At 58.7% G+C, this 16,393-nt stretch carries 14 protein-coding genes; 10 read left to right on the forward strand and 4 right to left on the reverse strand.

The window, feature by feature from the left end:
- Positions 1-16: 16 nt before the first annotated feature.
- The 9 genes from arsS to FAES_RS19320 all read left to right on the forward strand — a co-directional run bounded on the left by arsS (position 17) and on the right by FAES_RS19320 (position 9,200).
- A complete protein-coding gene (gene arsS / locus FAES_RS19280; RefSeq protein ID WP_015332896.1) occupies positions 17-1,063 on the forward strand; it encodes an arsenosugar biosynthesis radical SAM (seleno)protein ArsS in 1,047 nt (348 codons plus the stop codon).
- Between the two features lie 33 nt (positions 1,064-1,096).
- Positions 1,097-2,065: an arsenosugar biosynthesis arsenite methyltransferase ArsM gene (arsM, locus tag FAES_RS19285; protein ID WP_015332897.1), complete on the forward strand. Its 969-nt coding sequence runs from the start codon at positions 1,097-1,099 to the stop codon at positions 2,063-2,065.
- Between the two features lie 84 nt (positions 2,066-2,149).
- Positions 2,150-3,361 carry an exodeoxyribonuclease VII large subunit gene (locus tag FAES_RS19290; RefSeq protein ID WP_015332898.1) on the forward strand — a complete coding sequence of 404 codons (1,212 nt, stop codon included), beginning with the start codon at positions 2,150-2,152 and terminating at the stop codon, positions 3,359-3,361.
- 89 nt (positions 3,362-3,450) lie between these two features.
- Positions 3,451-3,996, forward strand: coding sequence for a DinB family protein (locus FAES_RS19295; protein ID WP_015332899.1), 546 nt, complete (start codon positions 3,451-3,453; stop codon positions 3,994-3,996).
- 123 nt (positions 3,997-4,119) lie between these two features.
- Positions 4,120-4,308 (forward strand): exodeoxyribonuclease VII small subunit, encoded by a 189-nt coding sequence (xseB, locus tag FAES_RS19300; RefSeq protein ID WP_041258143.1) that lies wholly within the window; start codon positions 4,120-4,122, stop codon positions 4,306-4,308.
- 260 nt (positions 4,309-4,568) lie between these two features.
- Positions 4,569-5,915, forward strand: coding sequence for a DUF937 domain-containing protein (locus FAES_RS19305; protein WP_015332901.1), 1,347 nt, complete (start codon positions 4,569-4,571; stop codon positions 5,913-5,915).
- 252 nt (positions 5,916-6,167) lie between these two features.
- On the forward strand, positions 6,168-7,046 hold the full coding sequence (locus tag FAES_RS19310; protein WP_015332902.1) for a sugar phosphate isomerase/epimerase family protein: 879 nt from the start codon (positions 6,168-6,170) through the stop codon (positions 7,044-7,046).
- 2 nt (positions 7,047-7,048) lie between these two features.
- On the forward strand, positions 7,049-7,807 hold the full coding sequence (locus FAES_RS19315) for a 3-keto-disaccharide hydrolase (RefSeq protein WP_015332903.1): 759 nt from the start codon (positions 7,049-7,051) through the stop codon (positions 7,805-7,807).
- 64 nt (positions 7,808-7,871) lie between these two features.
- A complete protein-coding gene (locus FAES_RS19320; RefSeq protein WP_041258144.1) occupies positions 7,872-9,200 on the forward strand; it encodes a Gfo/Idh/MocA family protein in 1,329 nt (442 codons plus the stop codon).
- 145 nt (positions 9,201-9,345) lie between these two features.
- On the opposite strand, the gene trpF is transcribed toward FAES_RS19320, so the two are convergent.
- Entirely contained in the window at positions 9,346-9,966 is a 621-nt protein-coding gene (gene trpF, locus FAES_RS19325; protein WP_015332905.1) for a phosphoribosylanthranilate isomerase, read from the reverse strand.
- Positions 9,967-10,019: 53 nt separating this feature from the next.
- Positions 10,020-11,198 carry a cysteine desulfurase family protein gene (locus FAES_RS19330; protein WP_015332906.1) on the reverse strand — a complete coding sequence of 393 codons (1,179 nt, stop codon included), beginning with the start codon at positions 11,196-11,198 and terminating at the stop codon, positions 10,020-10,022.
- Positions 11,199-11,570: 372 nt separating this feature from the next.
- Here FAES_RS19330 and FAES_RS19335 point away from each other — a divergent pair, with 372 nt between their 5' ends.
- Complete coding sequence (locus tag FAES_RS19335; protein WP_148289408.1) at positions 11,571-12,269, forward strand: DUF2461 domain-containing protein; 699 nt, start codon at positions 11,571-11,573, stop codon at positions 12,267-12,269.
- 112 nt (positions 12,270-12,381) lie between these two features.
- Here FAES_RS19335 and FAES_RS19340 read toward each other — a convergent pair whose 3' ends face one another.
- Together FAES_RS19340 and FAES_RS29165 are read right to left on the reverse strand one after the other, a co-directional pair.
- Positions 12,382-14,913, reverse strand: a complete 2,532-nt coding sequence (locus tag FAES_RS19340; protein WP_148289409.1) for a PIG-L family deacetylase — start codon at positions 14,911-14,913, stop codon at positions 12,382-12,384.
- 108 nt (positions 14,914-15,021) lie between these two features.
- On the reverse strand, positions 15,022-16,299 hold the full coding sequence (locus FAES_RS29165) for an N-acetylmuramoyl-L-alanine amidase (RefSeq protein WP_015332909.1): 1,278 nt from the start codon (positions 16,297-16,299) through the stop codon (positions 15,022-15,024).
- Between the last annotated feature and the right edge of the window lie 94 nt (positions 16,300-16,393).

Raw genomic sequence — 16,393 nt, forward strand, 5'->3', positions numbered from 1 at the left:
TCCCCCTGTCTACTGGATGAAATCACTCCGGGCTTCTAACCATACCCTAGCCAGTGCGGCGGCGCAGCTGGATGTCATTGAAGGCGACGCGTTTGGCAAACTGGGCTTACCCACGTTCCGCGAGCAGCTCGCCCCCATTGGCCTGTTTCCGCTTCGTCCCACTCAGATCGATATTTTCCAGATCAACGTGGGGAAGATGTGCAACCAGGTGTGCCGCCACTGCCACGTTGACGCGGGGCCGGATCGCAAGGAGATTATGACGCGCGAAACGATGCAGCAATGCCTCGACGCCCTGGCTCCGACCGACATCCGGACGGTGGACCTGACGGGCGGCGCGCCCGAAATGAACCCCGACTTCCGCTGGTTTGTCACGGAACTGCGCAAGCAGGGCCGCCACATCATTGTGCGCTGCAACCTGACGATCATCGTGGCCAACCCCAAATACCACGACCTGCCCGAGTTTTTCCGGGACAACCAGATCGAGGTAGTCAGCTCGTTGCCGTTCTACAATGCCGATAAAACCGACCGGCAACGCGGGCAGGGTGTTTTCGCCGACTCGATCCGGGCCATGCGCATGCTCAATGCCGTGGGGTATGGCCAAGAGGGAACCGGCTTGCTGCTGAATCTGGTGTATAACCCCAACGGAGCGTTTTTGCCGGGTAGCCAGGAGGGCCTGAAACGGCAGTTCAAGCGGGTACTCGCCGACGAGTTCGATCTCACGTTCAACGATTTGTACGCGATCACCAACATTCCCGTCAGCCGCTACCTCGATTACCTGCTGACGTCGGGCAACTACGACGCGTACATGGAGAAGCTGGTCAACGCCTTCAACCCGGCGGCCGCAGCGGGCGTCATGTGCCGAAACACCATTTCAATTGGTTGGGACGGGCAGCTCTACGACTGCGATTTCAACCAGATGCTCGACCTGAACGTAAACAGCCCCATCCGGCACGTGCGCGATTTCAACGCCGAAGCCCTCACCCAGCGCACCATCATCGTCAGCGAGCATTGCTACGCCTGCACGGCCGGTGCCGGGTCGAGCTGCGGCGGCACGACAGCCTAACGGTATAAACCAACCCTTCAACGCTCCCCATCCATGTCGTACCTGGATACAACCATCGACGTCTATAAGCAGGCCGCCGAAACGCCCGACGTTGGCCTTTGCTGCACCACTAACCCCGTCTGGCAACTGCCGGGCCTGAGCATGCCCAAACGGATGCTCGACATGAACTACGGCTGCGGCAGCACCGTCAACCCCCGCGATCTGGTCAACGACCCCACGGTGTTGTATGTGGGGATTGGTGGCGGCATGGAACTGCTTCAGTTTGCCTACTTCAGCCGTCGGCCGGGGGCAATCATTGGTGTCGATGTGGTCGATGAAATGCTGGCGGCCTGCGGCGAAAACCTGATCGAAGCCGAAGCGCAAAACGACTGGTTCCGGCGCGACTTTATCGACATCCGCAAAGGCAGCGCCCTCGACCTGCCCGTTGCCGACAATAGCGTCGACGTGGCGGCGCAGAACTGCCTGTTCAACATCTTCAAGGCCGACGACCTGCGCGTGGCCTTGCAGGAGATGTACCGGGTGCTGAAACCCCACGGCCGCCTCGTGATGTCGGACCCCACCTGCGAGCAACCCATGTCCGACGAACTGCGCAATGACGACCGCCTGCGGGCGCTCTGCCTCACCGGCTCGCTGCCGCTGCAAACGTACCTGAACGTGATCACCGGCATTGGCTTCGGCACCGTTGAGGTACGTGCCAAACGGGCCTACCGCGTGCTGTCGCCCAACCATTACCGCACCAACGAGCTCATCTACATTGAGAGCGTTGAGATCTGCGCCATCAAAGACCCGATGCCCGCCGACGGCCCTTGCATCTTCACCGGACGCACGGCCATCTATTTCGGCAACGACGATCATTTCGACGACCACAAAGGCCACGTGCTGCTACCTAACCAGCCACTCGCCGTTTGCGACAAAACCGCCGGTGCGCTTGCCGCCCTGGGTCGCGATGATATCTTTATTTCGCCATCCACTTATTTTTACGACGGCGGCGGTTGCTGCTAAAATCAGTAGGCAGTCTTCAGTTTACAGTAGGCAGTTGGCCCACGCCTGAGTAGGTTTGCAACTGCCTACTGTAAACTGAACGTTATGTCTCCCATCCGCCTCTCCGACCTTGCCTATACGATTGATGCCGTGCTGGAAGACAGCTTTGGCGGCAAGGCCATGTGGGTCATCGCCGAAACGAGCGATATCAAAAACTACCCCGACCGGCAGTACTGTTTTCTGACGCTCGTGGAACGCGAAGGCAACCAGACCGTCGCCAAGCTCGACGCCGCTATCTGGCGCAAAAACTACCCTATCATCCGGCAGTTCGAAACGGCCACCAGCGTGGCCTTTGCGCGCAATATTCAGTTATTGCTGCTGGTGTCGGTGAGCTACCACGCCACCTATGGGCTCCGGCTGGAGGTGCATCAGATCGACCATGCTTACACCCTCGGCAACCTTGAACGCGAACGGCAGGCCGTGCTCGATACCCTCGTGCGCGACCATTCGCAGGTTGTCTGGCTGGACCAGGGGCAATACATCACCTCCAACCAGATGCTCGACCGCCCGGCCGTCTGGCAACGCATTGCCCTGATTACCGCCCCCAACTCCGACGGCTGGCGTGACTTTCGGCAGGAACTGGCCAACAACCCCTGGGGCTACCGGTTCGTAGTCGACGAATACCTCACCCAGATTCAGGGGCAGGGGGCCGACAAAGCCATCTGCGCCCAGCTTGAGCAGATTGCCCGCGCCGACGTACCCTACGACGGGGTCGTGATCGTGCGGGGCGGCGGTTCGCAGCTGGATTTTGGTGCCTTCGACACCCTGCGTATGGGCGTGGCCGTTGCCAGTTTTCCCTACCCCATTCTGGCGGGCATCGGTCACGACCGCAACGTGAGCATTACCGACATGCTGTGCCACCTGAGCGTGAAAACGCCGACCAAAGCCGCCGCCTTCCTGATCGAACAGAATCGGATTTTCGAGGAAAACTGCCTGCAAATGGCCTATCGGGTGGCCGAAGCCAGCCGCACCGCCCTGCAAAATGCCCGCGAAGAGGTAGAGTGGCTTACCGACCGCTTCCGGCACGGCACGCAAACGTACCTGCGCAATCGCCACATCGACCTCACCGAAAAAGCCACCACCGTGCGCCACCTCGATCCCATCAACGTGTTGCGTCGTGGGTACGTTATGCTGAGCCAAGAGGGTAAAATTCTGACCCGTGCCGCGCAGTTTCAGCCCGGCGCGGCGGTGCAGGCCCAATTGGCCGATGGCGTCGTGGACCTGACCGTTGCCGCCCCGACCGAATCGGCTTCGTAATCCTGTCCCGCCACTTTCAGACTTAAATTCCGACGGAATCCCGTACTTTCGGCTTTTCAATCTTAATCCTCTCAAAATCAACCAATCGCATGAAAACACCCCTACTGATCCGGTTTAACCTGCTGGTGCTGGCCCTTTTGCTCACGGGCATGGCCCAGGCCGCCCGCCCCATCACACCAGTTGCCCAATTAACGGCCGACTGGCAGCGGGCCAAAGAATACACGAAGGAGTATCTGGACGCCATGCCCGAAGACGGGGTCGGTTTCAAGCCCACGGCGGAGATCCGCAGTTTTGCCGAGCAGTTGCTTCACCTTGCCAACGCCAACTACAATTTTGGCGCAATGGCCAGTGGCAAGCCCAATCCGATGCAGGGCAAGAGCCTCGAAAAAATGGACGATCTGAAATCGAAGGCTGCCCTGACCAAAGCCGTCATGGACAGCTACGACTTTATGATCGACGCCGTAAAAGGCATGACGGATGCCCAACTGGCCGAAGTGGTGAAAATGGGGCAACGCGAAATGAGCCGCGAAGTCTTGTTGGCCAAAGCCTTTGAGCACCAGACGCACCACCGCGGGCAGTGCACGGTGTATATCCGGCTGAAAGGCGTGAAGCCCCCCAACGAAAAATTGTTCTGATCAAAAAAGGCCTGCCAATGCGGGCCTTTTTTATGGATAAATGCCCGTATCCTGTCGTTGAGGCGTGGTTTATCCGGCAGCCTGCCGAGCGGTTCCTCACAATTCACTCGTATATTACCTGCTATGACTTATCAGGAAGCATACGAACAATTGACCTCACTCGTTGACGAGATAGAAAACGAAACGGTTCCGCTGGATGAACTACCGGGAAAAATCAGGCAGGCAACCGAACTCATTGCCTTTTGCCAACAACGATTGCGGGCCGTCGACGACGATTATCAGCTGGCTTTGCAGCAGTTGCAGAAACGATAAGGCCCGCCGTTGCACCAGCCGCAAGGCTCCGACAAGCCGGTCTTTTTGGGCCGCCTCAGCTACCCTGACGGGCTACGACGACGACCAACTCACTAAATTTATCAGAGGGTTCAGTTGTCGCTAAGGGCAAGTCTGGCTAATTTTATCGGCATAAATTCACTTTGCACCAGCCGAACGTCCCAGCAAGAACAGTGCAGCACAGCATCGAGAGGGAACGACAAGAGGGCATTCGCAGCGTAACTGTATACTGACCAACCATCATGACATTATTTGGTGCATTCAACGAGGTATTGACCCCTGAAATACTGGCTAAAATTGCCCTGTATGAGGACGAACCTGCGGAGAAAACCACAAAAGCCGTCGAAGGCTTAGTACACACTGTGTTTGGGGGCTTACTCAAACGCACCACCACCGAGATTGGCGTTAATCAACTATACAGTCAACTTCAAAAGAGTGGGTATGATGGCGCGCTGGCGGCCAATCTGAACGCCGTCCTGAAAGACGCCACCCAAACGCATACAGTCATCACCAACGGCAACGAGGCGATTAGTCGGCTGTTGCCCGCCATGAAAAGCTCCATTGCGAGCATGATTTCCAGCTACGCCGGTATCCGTAACTCATCGGCCATTTCGCTGTTGGGCCTCACGGCGGCCGTTGTGCTCGATGTGCTGGGCAAACAGGTTCGGGAGAAAAAACTCGACGCTGATGGCCTTGCAGCCTCGCTCTTCGATCAGCGTGAAGCGTTTATCAATGCCGTACCGGAAGGGTTATTCCCCCAACTTGTTGAAAAGGTTGGTATTCAGCAAATTGTAGCGGGGGTAGCCACCCCGGCCAAACGGGCGGCCCAATCGCCTCCCCTGCGCAGTACGGGCACCGCCACGCGCCCCGTCCCCCCCTCGACGGTATCGTTTGAACCCGACCCGGATGAAGACGGCGGCAATTCGCTCAGCAAGTGGCTCATCGGGCTTATTATTCTGGCCGCCCTCGGCGGGCTGGGGTACTACGCCTGGCAAAATACCCAGCAACATTCGGCCTCGACCGATACCGGCCTGGACGGTGCCCTGGTTTCCAGCGATACCGCCCAGTCAGACACCGTAGCCCGCTCTCTGGCCGTTCCCGTTGACACGACCGCCGCACGCCCGGCGTCCGCAACGGCAGGCGCTACATCGGCCACGACCGCGACCGGAATCGGAACGGCACCGACGGCGGGTGGCGATGCGGCCTTCAACACGGCCCTGACAACGTACCTGAACGACGCCACACAGCCTAAAGGCCGCATTTTTGAGCTGTCGGGCGTCACGTTTGCGCCAGCCTCGTTCAGCCTGACACCCGCCGCACAGGGCCAGATCAACACGTTGGTTCAGCAGCTCAAAGCCCGCCCCACGATGCAGGTGCAGTTGCAGGGCTACGCCAACGACGCACCGGGCCTCGGCCTGACCAATAAAGCCCTGTCGTTCAAGCGGGTCAACGTGATCAAACAGCAGCTTGTTCTGGCGGGTATCAACTACCTGCGCGTGGATGCCATCGGATTGGGTACCGGCGTTAAACCCGGCGATCTGGGCAAGCAGCCCCAGAAGAAGATCAACGTCAAGATTATTTCGAAGTAATCGACGCGCAGAAAGCGGTCGCGGGCTTCACAGTGGTTAGCCAGACCCGGTGAAGCCCGCGACCGCTTTCTCGTATTTTGGCCGTTCCGTTTAGTAGGAACTATCCATAGCTTTCTTTGATGCTATGTGAAAGATCAGGCAAAAAACATAACTTTAGTGCGTCAAGTGTACGAAACGTCACCGGCACTGACTATTCCCGAACCTCATCAAAAGGAAAGCCTCAGTCGCAGGCAATTCCTTTCCCTGGCAGGTTTGTCGGCGCTGGCCATCGGGGCTGGTGCCGACAGCTTCGCCTACTCACGAGCCAAATCAGGCGTACAAATTGCGTACTCAGCCATCACGTGGGGCGGCAACGATCAGCAGGCAATCACCGATCTGGCGGGTCTGGGCTATCGGGGCATTCAGTTGCGCGCCAATACCTTCGGGCCCTACCGCGCCAAACCCTCGGAACTGCGCGCCCTGCTGGAACAGCACAACCTACAGCTTGCCATGTTTTCGAGTGGTAACGTCGAAATCGATCCGGCCAAGTACCAAAGCACTATCGATCAGCACGTTGCCCATGCCTCGTTTGTGAAAGCGCTGGGCGGGTCGGCCATTCAGCTCACCAATTCGGCCCGGCCCAAAGACCGGCAACCCACCACCGACGAACTAAAACGGCTCGCCACGGTGATGAACGAAATTGGCAAACAAACGGCTGATCTGGGTGTGCAGGCGGTGTACCACAATCACATGCATCAACTGGGTGAAACCCCGGCGGAAGTCGACGTGATTGTGCAGGCCATGAACCCCAGCGCGGTGAAGCTGCTGCTCGACATTGCCCACTACCGGCAGGGTGGCGGACAGCCCGAAAAAGCCGTTCGGCAATACCGCGACATCCTGCACTCGCTCCACCTGAAAGACACGAAGTCGCCCCTGCCCGACCGGCCCAACGACCCCAACGCCTACAAATTCGTGGAACTCGGGCGCGGCAACGTCAACGTACCGGCCGTATTCAAAGCCCTGAGCGATATTAATTTTAACGGCTGGGGTATCGTTGAACTCGACGGCGTGCCCGATCAGGGACGTACTGCACTCCAGTGCGCCCAAACCAACAAAGACTACATCACCCAGACCCTGAAGGTCAAACTTTAATTATGCTTAACGTAACGAAATACGTACCCCTGGCGGCCCTGGCCGTTGCTGTTCTCGTTCAGCCCGCTGCGGCTCCCGATGCGCCCAACACCCTGACTAAACAGGAGCAACGCGACGGCTGGAAACTGCTGTTCGACGGCAAAACCACCAAAGGCTGGCGCGGAGCTTACAAAGAAAGTTTTCCCCAGCGCGGCTGGTCGGTCAACGACGGGACGCTGTCGATTCAGAAAACCGACGGGTCGGAATCGACCAACTTCGGCGACATTGTCACGACGGACGAATACAGCCAGTTTGACCTGCGCTTCGACTTCAAACTGAGTGAAGGCGCCAACAGCGGCCTGAAGTACTTCGTGGCCGAGCAATCGCCCAAACCGGCGGGGTCGGCCTTCGGACTCGAATACCAGGTACTCGACGATGAGCGCCACCCCGACGCCAAGATGGGCCGCGACGGCAACCGCACCGTAGGCTCGCTGTATGACCTGATTCCCGCCAAAGACAAAAAAGTAAACCCGATCGGGCAATGGAACAGTGGCCGGGTGCTGGTGCGTGGCAACCATGTGGAACACTGGCTCAATGGCAGCAAGGTGGTTGAGTATGAGCGGGGCAGCGACGCCTTTCGTGAACTGGTAGCCAAGAGCAAATACGCCGCCCCGCAGTATAACAGCAATGGGCGGTTTGGCGAAGCCCCCAAGGGCCACATCCTGTTGCAGGACCACGGCGATCACGTCGAATTCCGTAACATCAAGATTAAAACGTTGTAGCACCAAAGCTCCAGCTTTGGTAAAACCCTTAACAACACCGGCGCTGGAGCGCCGGGCTACTTCCATGCAAAACCGTCGTGATTTTATTAAATCGTCGGCCCTCGCTGGCCTCGGCATGAGCTTCTCGGCGAGCAGCTATGCCCGTATTCTGGGCGCCAATGAGCGAGTACGTGTTGGCGTTATCGGCTTCTCGGACCGCTTCCGTCAGTCGCTGGCCCCCGCTTTCGCTGGTCATTCCAAAGAGATGAACTTCGCCTTCGTGGGCGTATCGGACCTCTGGAGCCGCCGCCGCGACGAAGCCAAAGCCTTCCTGACGGGTAAAGGCTGGGCCGATGCGGGTAACTTCTCGATGAACCGCAACAATGATGAACTGCTCGACCGCAAGGACATCGACGCCGTCATCATCAGCACCGCCGATTTTCAGCACGCCATTCACTGCGCCGAAGCCGTTGAGGCGGGCCGCGACGTGTACGTGGAGAAGCCCTTCGCCGAATCGATGGAAGACGCCCGCAAGGCACTGAAAGCCGTCGAGAAGTCGAAGAAGATCGTGCAGGTAGGCTCGCAGCGGCGGTCGGCTCCCAACTACCACGCAGCCAACGAATACATCAAATCGGGTAAGTTTGGTGACGTATCGATGGTTGAAATGACCTGGAACGTCAACCAGCCCGGTCGCTGGCGCCGGCCCAAACTGGTGTCGGAGATCCGGCAGGAAGATACCGATTGGAAACGCTTCCTTATGAACCGGCCCGCCGAGGCGTGGGACCCGCGCAAATACCTCGAATACCGGCTGTTCTACCCCTATTCGTCGGGCATTCCGGGGCAGTGGATGTCGCACCAGATCGATACGGTACACTGGTTCAGCGGCTACGATCACCCCCGTTCGGTGGTGGCCAACGGAGGCGTATATGTCTGGAAAGACGGGCGCGTCAACCCCGATACGTTCACGGCCGTTTTCGATTACGGCCCGGACAACGACAAGGCAAAAGGCTTCCAGGTGCTCTACTCGTCGCGGATGCATAACGAGGCGGGCGGCACCAAGGAATACTACTACTCAAACGGGGGGATGATCAACCTCGACACCAACAAGATCACGCCAGAGGGCGGTCTGGAGGAGCGCTACGCCAAAGAAATGGGCATGAAAGCGAACCTACTGCCAACGATGTCACTTGGCGAAACAGCCCGGATGGAGACAGGTGCCAACACCGGCGGTGATCCTATGACGTCGCTGCACATGCGCAACTGGATGGAATGCGTGCGCAGCCGCAACGAACCTAATGCACCCGCCCGTGTCGGTTTCAACCACTCAGTAGCCAACATCATGGCCACGAAAGCCTACCAGACCGGCCGCCGTGTCACCTGGGACAGCCAGAAATCGGATATAGTGGTGTCGTAAGCCACCAATAAAGAGAGTCGATTAAGAAAAGAAGTCCGGAGTCTGGACAGTCGTTTTAGTGTTGCTTACGCGAAGCGTTCACATTGAAATGACTGTCCGGACTCCGGACTTCTTTTCTTAATCGACTTTCCAGCCTTCTGTCTGTTTACTCCTCTTCGATGGCTTCGAGCACGTCCATGAGTGCCCCGAAGTCTTTGCTACCAGGGCGTTCTTCCGTGCCGCCCGTCAGCGCGATACCGGCTACCGGTACGTTGTCGAGCAGCGTATGAATAGCGTCGGCGGCGATGCCGATGCCCAGCAACACAGGGTGGCGCCGGGAAAGGCGCGTCAACGAGGTTGTCAGATCAGCATCGAGATGCAGGGGCGAGGGGCTTTCGAGCAGCAGGTAATCGATGCCGGGCAGTTCCGTGTTGGCGAGCGTATCCAGTTGATCCAGTGTCGTAACAATCAACTCGACGCGCAGGATCAGCGGTTTGCCGAACGTACCCAGGTACGGCAACAGCGCGGCTTCATCCACCTGCAACACGTCGGGTTGGTAGGTGTTCATTAGCTGCTCAATGACGTCGGGGTCGTCGCTTTGGGTTTCGCCTACGATGTGGACGCCCGCCACCCAACCACGCATCTCGTTGAAACGCGCCGGATCGACGTAGTCGGGCGATTCGGCATCCATCGAGAAGCCCAGCAGATCGACGCCCATGCCCGCGCAGTAGCGGGCGTCGCTTAAATTGGTTACGTTACTGATTTTTACCGTGGTCTGTAGCGCCATGCTGTAAACAGGTCAAGGGATTAATGGCCGGGGCCAGGTACGTTGGTTTGCGTTTATACGTTTACACCCGCATACAACTCGGCCACTTTGGCAACGGCGTAATCGACCTCCTCAGCGGTATTGTATTTACCGAAAGAGAACCGCACATTGGCCCGGTTCGGGTCGATGCCGGGTAAGGCGTTCAGTACGTGCGAGCCCACATCGGTGCCACTCGAACAGGCCGATCCACCGGATACCGATATCCCGGCAATGTCGAGGTTGAAGAGTAGCATGTCGTTAATGTCGGAAGGCGGCAGGCTGACGCTCAACACGGTGTACAGGCTTTTGTCCAGATCGGCCGAATCACCATTGAACAGCACGGGCCCGCCAGCGTGCTCGCCGAACTGGGCGCGGAGCTGATCGATCATGCGTTGTTTCAGCCCTTCGATATGGCGACGGTGCTCGGCCATGTCGGCATAGGCGATTTCCAGCGCTTTGGCCAGGCCCACGATACCATAGACGTTTTCGGTGCCGCCCCGCCGGTTACGCTCCTGCGAGCCACCGTGGATAAACGGCTGAATAGGCTTGCGGGCCGTCGGGCGGGCGTAGAGAAACCCAACGCCTTTGGGACCGTGAAATTTGTGGGCGGCGCCGACCAGAAAGTCGACCTTGAGCTCCTGCACGTTGTGCCGATAGTGACCCATCGTCTGGACCGTATCGCAGTGCCAGACCGCGTTATACTGCTCCCGCAACGTACCCACGCGGTCCATGTCGAGCAGGTTGCCGATTTCGTTGTTACCGTGCATGAGCGACACCAGCGATCCGCCGGCGGCCGCTCCCGCCTGTAACAGCGCTTCCAGGTGATCGTAGTTGAGGCGACCACGCGCATCCACTTCGACCAGATCAAGCTTAATCTTGCCCTCATGAGCCAGGTGTTGCAGCGTGTGCAATACAGCGTGGTGTTCCAGCGGCGACGTGATGGCGTGCGTCAGGCCGTAGGTTTCGATGCTCCCGCAGATAGCCGTATTGTCGGCCTCGGTACCACCCGAGGTAAAAACGATTTCGGCGGGAGCCGCATGGAGCAGCGACGCCACCGTTTTACGCGCTTTTTCGATGGCCGACCGGACCACACGCCCGTGCCCGTGGATAGACGACGGATTACCAAAATTGTCCTGCATCAGGGGCAGCATGGCCTCCAGCACGGCCGGGTCGAGCCGGGTGGTGGCGGCATTATCGAAATAAACGCGTTGCATAGGTTGTGAAGAGATCGGGACACAAAACTACGAATCCTCTGTCGACTTAACCACCGCATACGCCGATCGGGTTCATCAGCGGTCGGTTTGGGGCCATCAGTTGGTTAGGTACGTCGACCGTATCATCCGATCATACCGCATTTGCTGATGCGCCGCCCGTCTGATTACCAGCGGTTTTCCAGCGTGCCACGCGCGGAAGGCCGTTTGCCATTCGCTTACGGGGATTCACTACATCGCCCTGCCGGATCGGGTCGGGGGCGGCCGGCTCATGCGGGCAGAGTTTCGGCGTTGGCCCCTACTCTACCTGACCAGCCTGTTGATCTGACGCTTTTATCGGCACTAAGCCAATCGGAAAGGGCGTATTTTTGTCCGATGCGAACAGTGAACAACCCCTCCACGGCCATCACGGCCCCTACGTTTACCTTTCTGGCCGAACTGGTCCAGAACAACAATCGCGACTGGTTTCAGGCCAATCGGGCGCGTTACGATGCCGCCAAAGCCGAGGTCGAAGGCCTCACCATCCGCCTGATTCAGGGCGTTTCGACCTTCCAGCCGTTGCCCAACACTGCCCCCAAAGACTGTATTTTCCGGATCAACCGCGACATCCGGTTTTCGAAAGACAAAGCGCCCTACAAGCCCAATTTTGCCATCGCCATCGGGCCGGGCGGTCGGCATTCCGGGCAGATCGATTACTACCTGCACATTCAGCCGGGCAACGAGTCGTTTCTGGGAGCAGGCATGTGGCAGGCGACACCCGCTCAACTGGCGCAGTTCCGGCAGGAAATCGACTACAATGTGGATTCGCTCAAACAGATCATCGACAACCCGACGTTTCGGGCGTACTTCCCCGACGTTTGGGGCGAATCCACCAAAACCGCTCCGAAAGGCTATTCGGCCGACCATCCCGACATTGATTTACTGAAGCGGAAACAGCTGTTTTTCATGCACCGCTACTCCGACAAGGAGGTGCTGAAACCCAACTTTGCCGACGAGGTGGTCCGGGGTTGCCAGCTCATCAAACCTTACTGCGACTGGCTGAACGAGTTGTTCGGCGAGGTAAGCGCAACCTAATGATTGTAGAAAACTTGCCGTAAGGCAGAGGCCCGCCGAACGGCACAAAGAATTCAATTCTTTGTGCCGTTCGGCGGGCCTCTGCCTTACTCTGTGGTACGGCCTACTACGGTTAGTTCTTCGCTCCGGCAGAAATCAGGTTGGCGAACAGGCGATAGGCACCGGGCACGCCGTTGGGCAGCTGCCGGAAAAACGCCAGACCGGTGTAGATGAAGTGGCCACGGCCGTAGTTGGCGTAGATGAGGCTGCCGAGTTTAGGCGACTCACCGGCATCATTCATCGAGAAGAGCGACTCGTACGACCGGTCATAATCCTGCGCGAAGTACAGCCCGCGTTCCTGGATCCAGCCTTTGAAATCGTCGTCGGTTATCTTGTTCGGGCGGTTCAGTAGCATGTGGCTGGGGTTGAGCATCGTCACGGTGGCGTCTTCCTCAGCGACCCGGTCACGGCCCACCGTAAACGGAAACGGCCCGATCTGATTGACTTTCAGCCCCGATTGCGTAATACCGCCCCCGCCGGGCGTGGCGTATTGCACCACCAACGTACCCCCGCGCTGTACGTAGCTCATCAGCTTATCCTGATTAAAGCGGAGCCGATCTTCAGTATTGTAGGCCCGAACCCCCACCACGATGGCGTCGAAGCGCGACAGGTCTTTGCTCAGCTCGGCCTCGTCGAGCATCGTCACGGTGCAGCCCATTTGCCGAAGCGCCGCCGGTACGTCGTCGCCAGCCCCGGCGATGTAGCCGATATTTTTGGCTTTCACGACAATGTTAAGCCGCTCCACTTTGGCTTCGGCGGGCGGAAACAGCGACTGCGGCGGGATGTGCGGGTAGCTGATGGTGCGGAGACCAGTGGTAACCCGCCCCCCCGGCGTCTGCGCGCTCACCCGCAGCCGACCTTCGGGGGCCGAACTGCTCATGGGCATCAGCGAGAACGTGAAACGCTGCTCCTGGTATTTCTCGCCCAGCGTAAACGTCTCGGAATTGGGCGATACGCGCCAGCCCGTGGGTACGTCGACCGACAGCGTACCGCTCACGTTGGCCCGGTTGGCTTTCACCAGCACCTCCACCGTTTTGGCCTGATTGTCGGCGAACGCGTACACCCGCTCTGGCAGGTTGATCGACACCTCGGGCCGTACCTCAAATGAACGGTACAATTCACCCTCAACCGGATCGGTGTATTTGTAGAGCCAGGGGCGGGTAAACGTAAAGGGCAGGCCTTCCACCTCTACCGTGAATTCGGCCGTGAGGGCCGGCGGGTTTTCGGGCAGGCCAATCAGCCGCTGATCGCTCACGTTGAACAGGCCGCGTTCGATGGGTTTTTCGAGCCAGTAGGGTTGCGAGAGCCGCAGATTCGTGGGCAATTTGGCCGACATCGTAAACAGGTGCTGCTCGTTGGCCTTCAACGGCATCGCCATCGCCGTGTCGCGGCCTAGCTGCGGCAGGCGGAGGCGGGTGAGTTTCACCGGAAAATTGGTGCGGCCCAGGCCCGTCAGCCGAATATCGACGGTGCCGCCGGGTGTGCCTACGTAATCGAGGGGCAGCGCTTCAAACACCAGCCCAAGGCACTGTTGCAGCAGCGTTTCCACTTCCTGCCGTTTGGTGCGCACATAGAGTTGGGTAGTATCGAGCTGGCTAATCTCGCGGTGGAGCGTTACCAGCGTCGCGACGATGCTCGTTGGCTGCGCGGGCACAAACTGCGAATTCAACTGGTAAATCAGCTCCTGCACCCGCTCGGAATTAGGCACCCGGTTCCAGCTCATATCGATGCCCTCCACGAGGTCGACCTGTGGTTTGTCGCCGCCTTTCAGCAGCAGGTAATCCATGCGGGCGCCGCGGTTGGCCCCTACGCCAAAGCCCTGACTCTTGTGCTGGCTCCGGCTCTCGGCAGCCAGTTCGCCGTACGATTTGCCCAGCAGCGGGTTGTACAGGCCCGTTTCGAGGCCCAGCAGCGTGCCGCTTTCGCTCGGCTTCTCGTTGGACTGAAACCGGCCGGGCGTAAAGGCATTCCAGAACAGCCGTTTGGCCTGCCAGGGTTTTACGTAGCGCAGTTGTTCGGGATACGATTTGGGGTCATTGGAGAGCTTGAAGGCCTCTTCGGCTAGAAAACCCGATGCACTGTGGTGGCCGTGCCCGGCGCGCGGGTCGGGTGGAAAGCGCGTGATAATCACGTCGGGCTGGAACTTGCGGATCAGCCAGACGATGTCGCTGAGTACCTGATCGCGCCCCCACGTTTTGACGGCCTCGTCGGTCGATTTGGAAAAGCCAAAGTCATAGGCCCGGGAAAACAACTGTTCGGGGCCATCGATGCGGCGGGCAGCCAGCAATTCCTGGGTACGTATCACGCCGATGTTTTCACCCTGCTCCGGACCGATCAGGTTTTGGCCCCCATCGCCCCGGGTCAGCGACAGGTAGGCAGTGCGCAGGTTGCGCTCGTTGTGGAGGTACGTGAGCAGCAGCGTATTTTCATCGTCGGGGTGAGCGGCGATGTAGAGCACACTGCCCAGTACGGCGAGCCGTTTGATGCCCAATTGAATGTCGCCGGGTGTGGCGGGGCGGGGCTTCCCAAACGGAACCTGCGCCCGGACAGCCGTAGACAACGCAACGTACAAGCAAAGAATGGTGAGTATAGATCGCTTTTTCACAAAGTGGTCAGAACAGGGTTACAAGACAAATAAACGGGCTGTACAGTTGTAGCGCAATGCCGGGTAACAAAAAAGGGAAATGGGCATCCAATTAGTCTACGCTTCGATTTAGTCGGTATCGGTACGCATGACTTTGCGCACAACCTGCTGCTGGCCATCGGTGCAACGGAGTAGCCAGAACGGTTGCCGGCCGCCAACGGGCAGTTCGATACGCCAGGAACTGGCAGTCAGTTGACTAGCCCGTCCGGCCCAGCTCCGGCCCTGCCCGTCGAGCCAGTCGAACCGGACCTGTTTGGGCGTGGTGGTCTGGTGCTGCACCGTGATCGGCCCGTCGGCGGGGTTCGGGTAAACCAGCCAGTCGGCAGTAGGTTCGGTGGCCAGCGGCGTGACGCCGACCACCGACGTAAACGAGCACAACTGCCCAACGGACTGACGCATCGCGCCCAGCCGGGCATATAAGTTATTGCCAGGGCATTCGGTGGCGCAAACGCCGTCGCGGTGGCCCGAAATGCGGTTCAGTACCTTAGCCGAACTGGCATGCAACGCCTGTCCGACAGGCTCCAGCCCTTCTTTTCGCAGCTTCCACCCAATCAGCTGATTAACAGCAGCCAGCGCGGTATCACTGGGCTGTACATCGTTGTAATTGCCGAGCATACAGATGCCCATCGTGCCGGTGTTTGTACTGCAAAAATGAGCGCCCAGCACATTGTCGCCGTCCAGCACGCCCTGTCCATCGCGCCCTTCGTAGACTACGCCATCGCGGCCCAGCAGGAAATTGTAGCCCACATCGTTCCAGCCGTTTACGGTGGTGTGTTGCAGGTAAATGTTGCGCACCTCGTCCAGGTAATTGGTCGCGGTGTTGCTGGTGGCCGAGTGGTGCACGATCACAAACTGCACCTTGTTGGGGGTAGGTGGTTCTTTAGGCGGGGCCAGCCCTTTCCGCCAGACCAACACCGGCACCACGGCCGGCTTGTCGCAGTCAGTCGCCCCCGCGCGGGCGGCACGTACCTGCGCCGCCACGTAGTCGGCAGGCAGCGGTGGCGCATAGAGTGTAATGAGTTCAGCCGATAGGTAGGTCAATTGGGTCGACAGCAGGGTCACGGCCCTGACGGGCTGCCGAAATACACACAGCCCCGATACGGTGTTGCTGTCGCTGTGCGGCTCAGGGCGCAGGGTGATCGTATCGCCATCGGCCACTAAGTAGATCCCGTCAAGTGGCTGACCGGGGGGCAGTCGCAGCAAAGCGCTCGAATAGGGTTGGTCGAACGGCACCCGAGCGGGGCGATTCAGGGGCAGTAAAACCGGCCATTTTGCCACCGATCGGAGCGACTGCGCCTGTACCCCAACCTGCATGAGCAGTAACACTAGCCCGACTACGCTTTTCATAACTGATTGTGACCGACTTACGGGTAAGTACCCAACCGAATGATTGTTCAGGTACGTTAATTTATATTGAAAAGACGCAAAATAACCTCGTTAA

Origin of the sequence: Fibrella aestuarina BUZ 2 (assembly GCF_000331105.1) — a bacterium.
In the GTDB taxonomy this organism is placed as follows: domain Bacteria; phylum Bacteroidota; class Bacteroidia; order Cytophagales; family Spirosomataceae; genus Fibrella; species Fibrella aestuarina.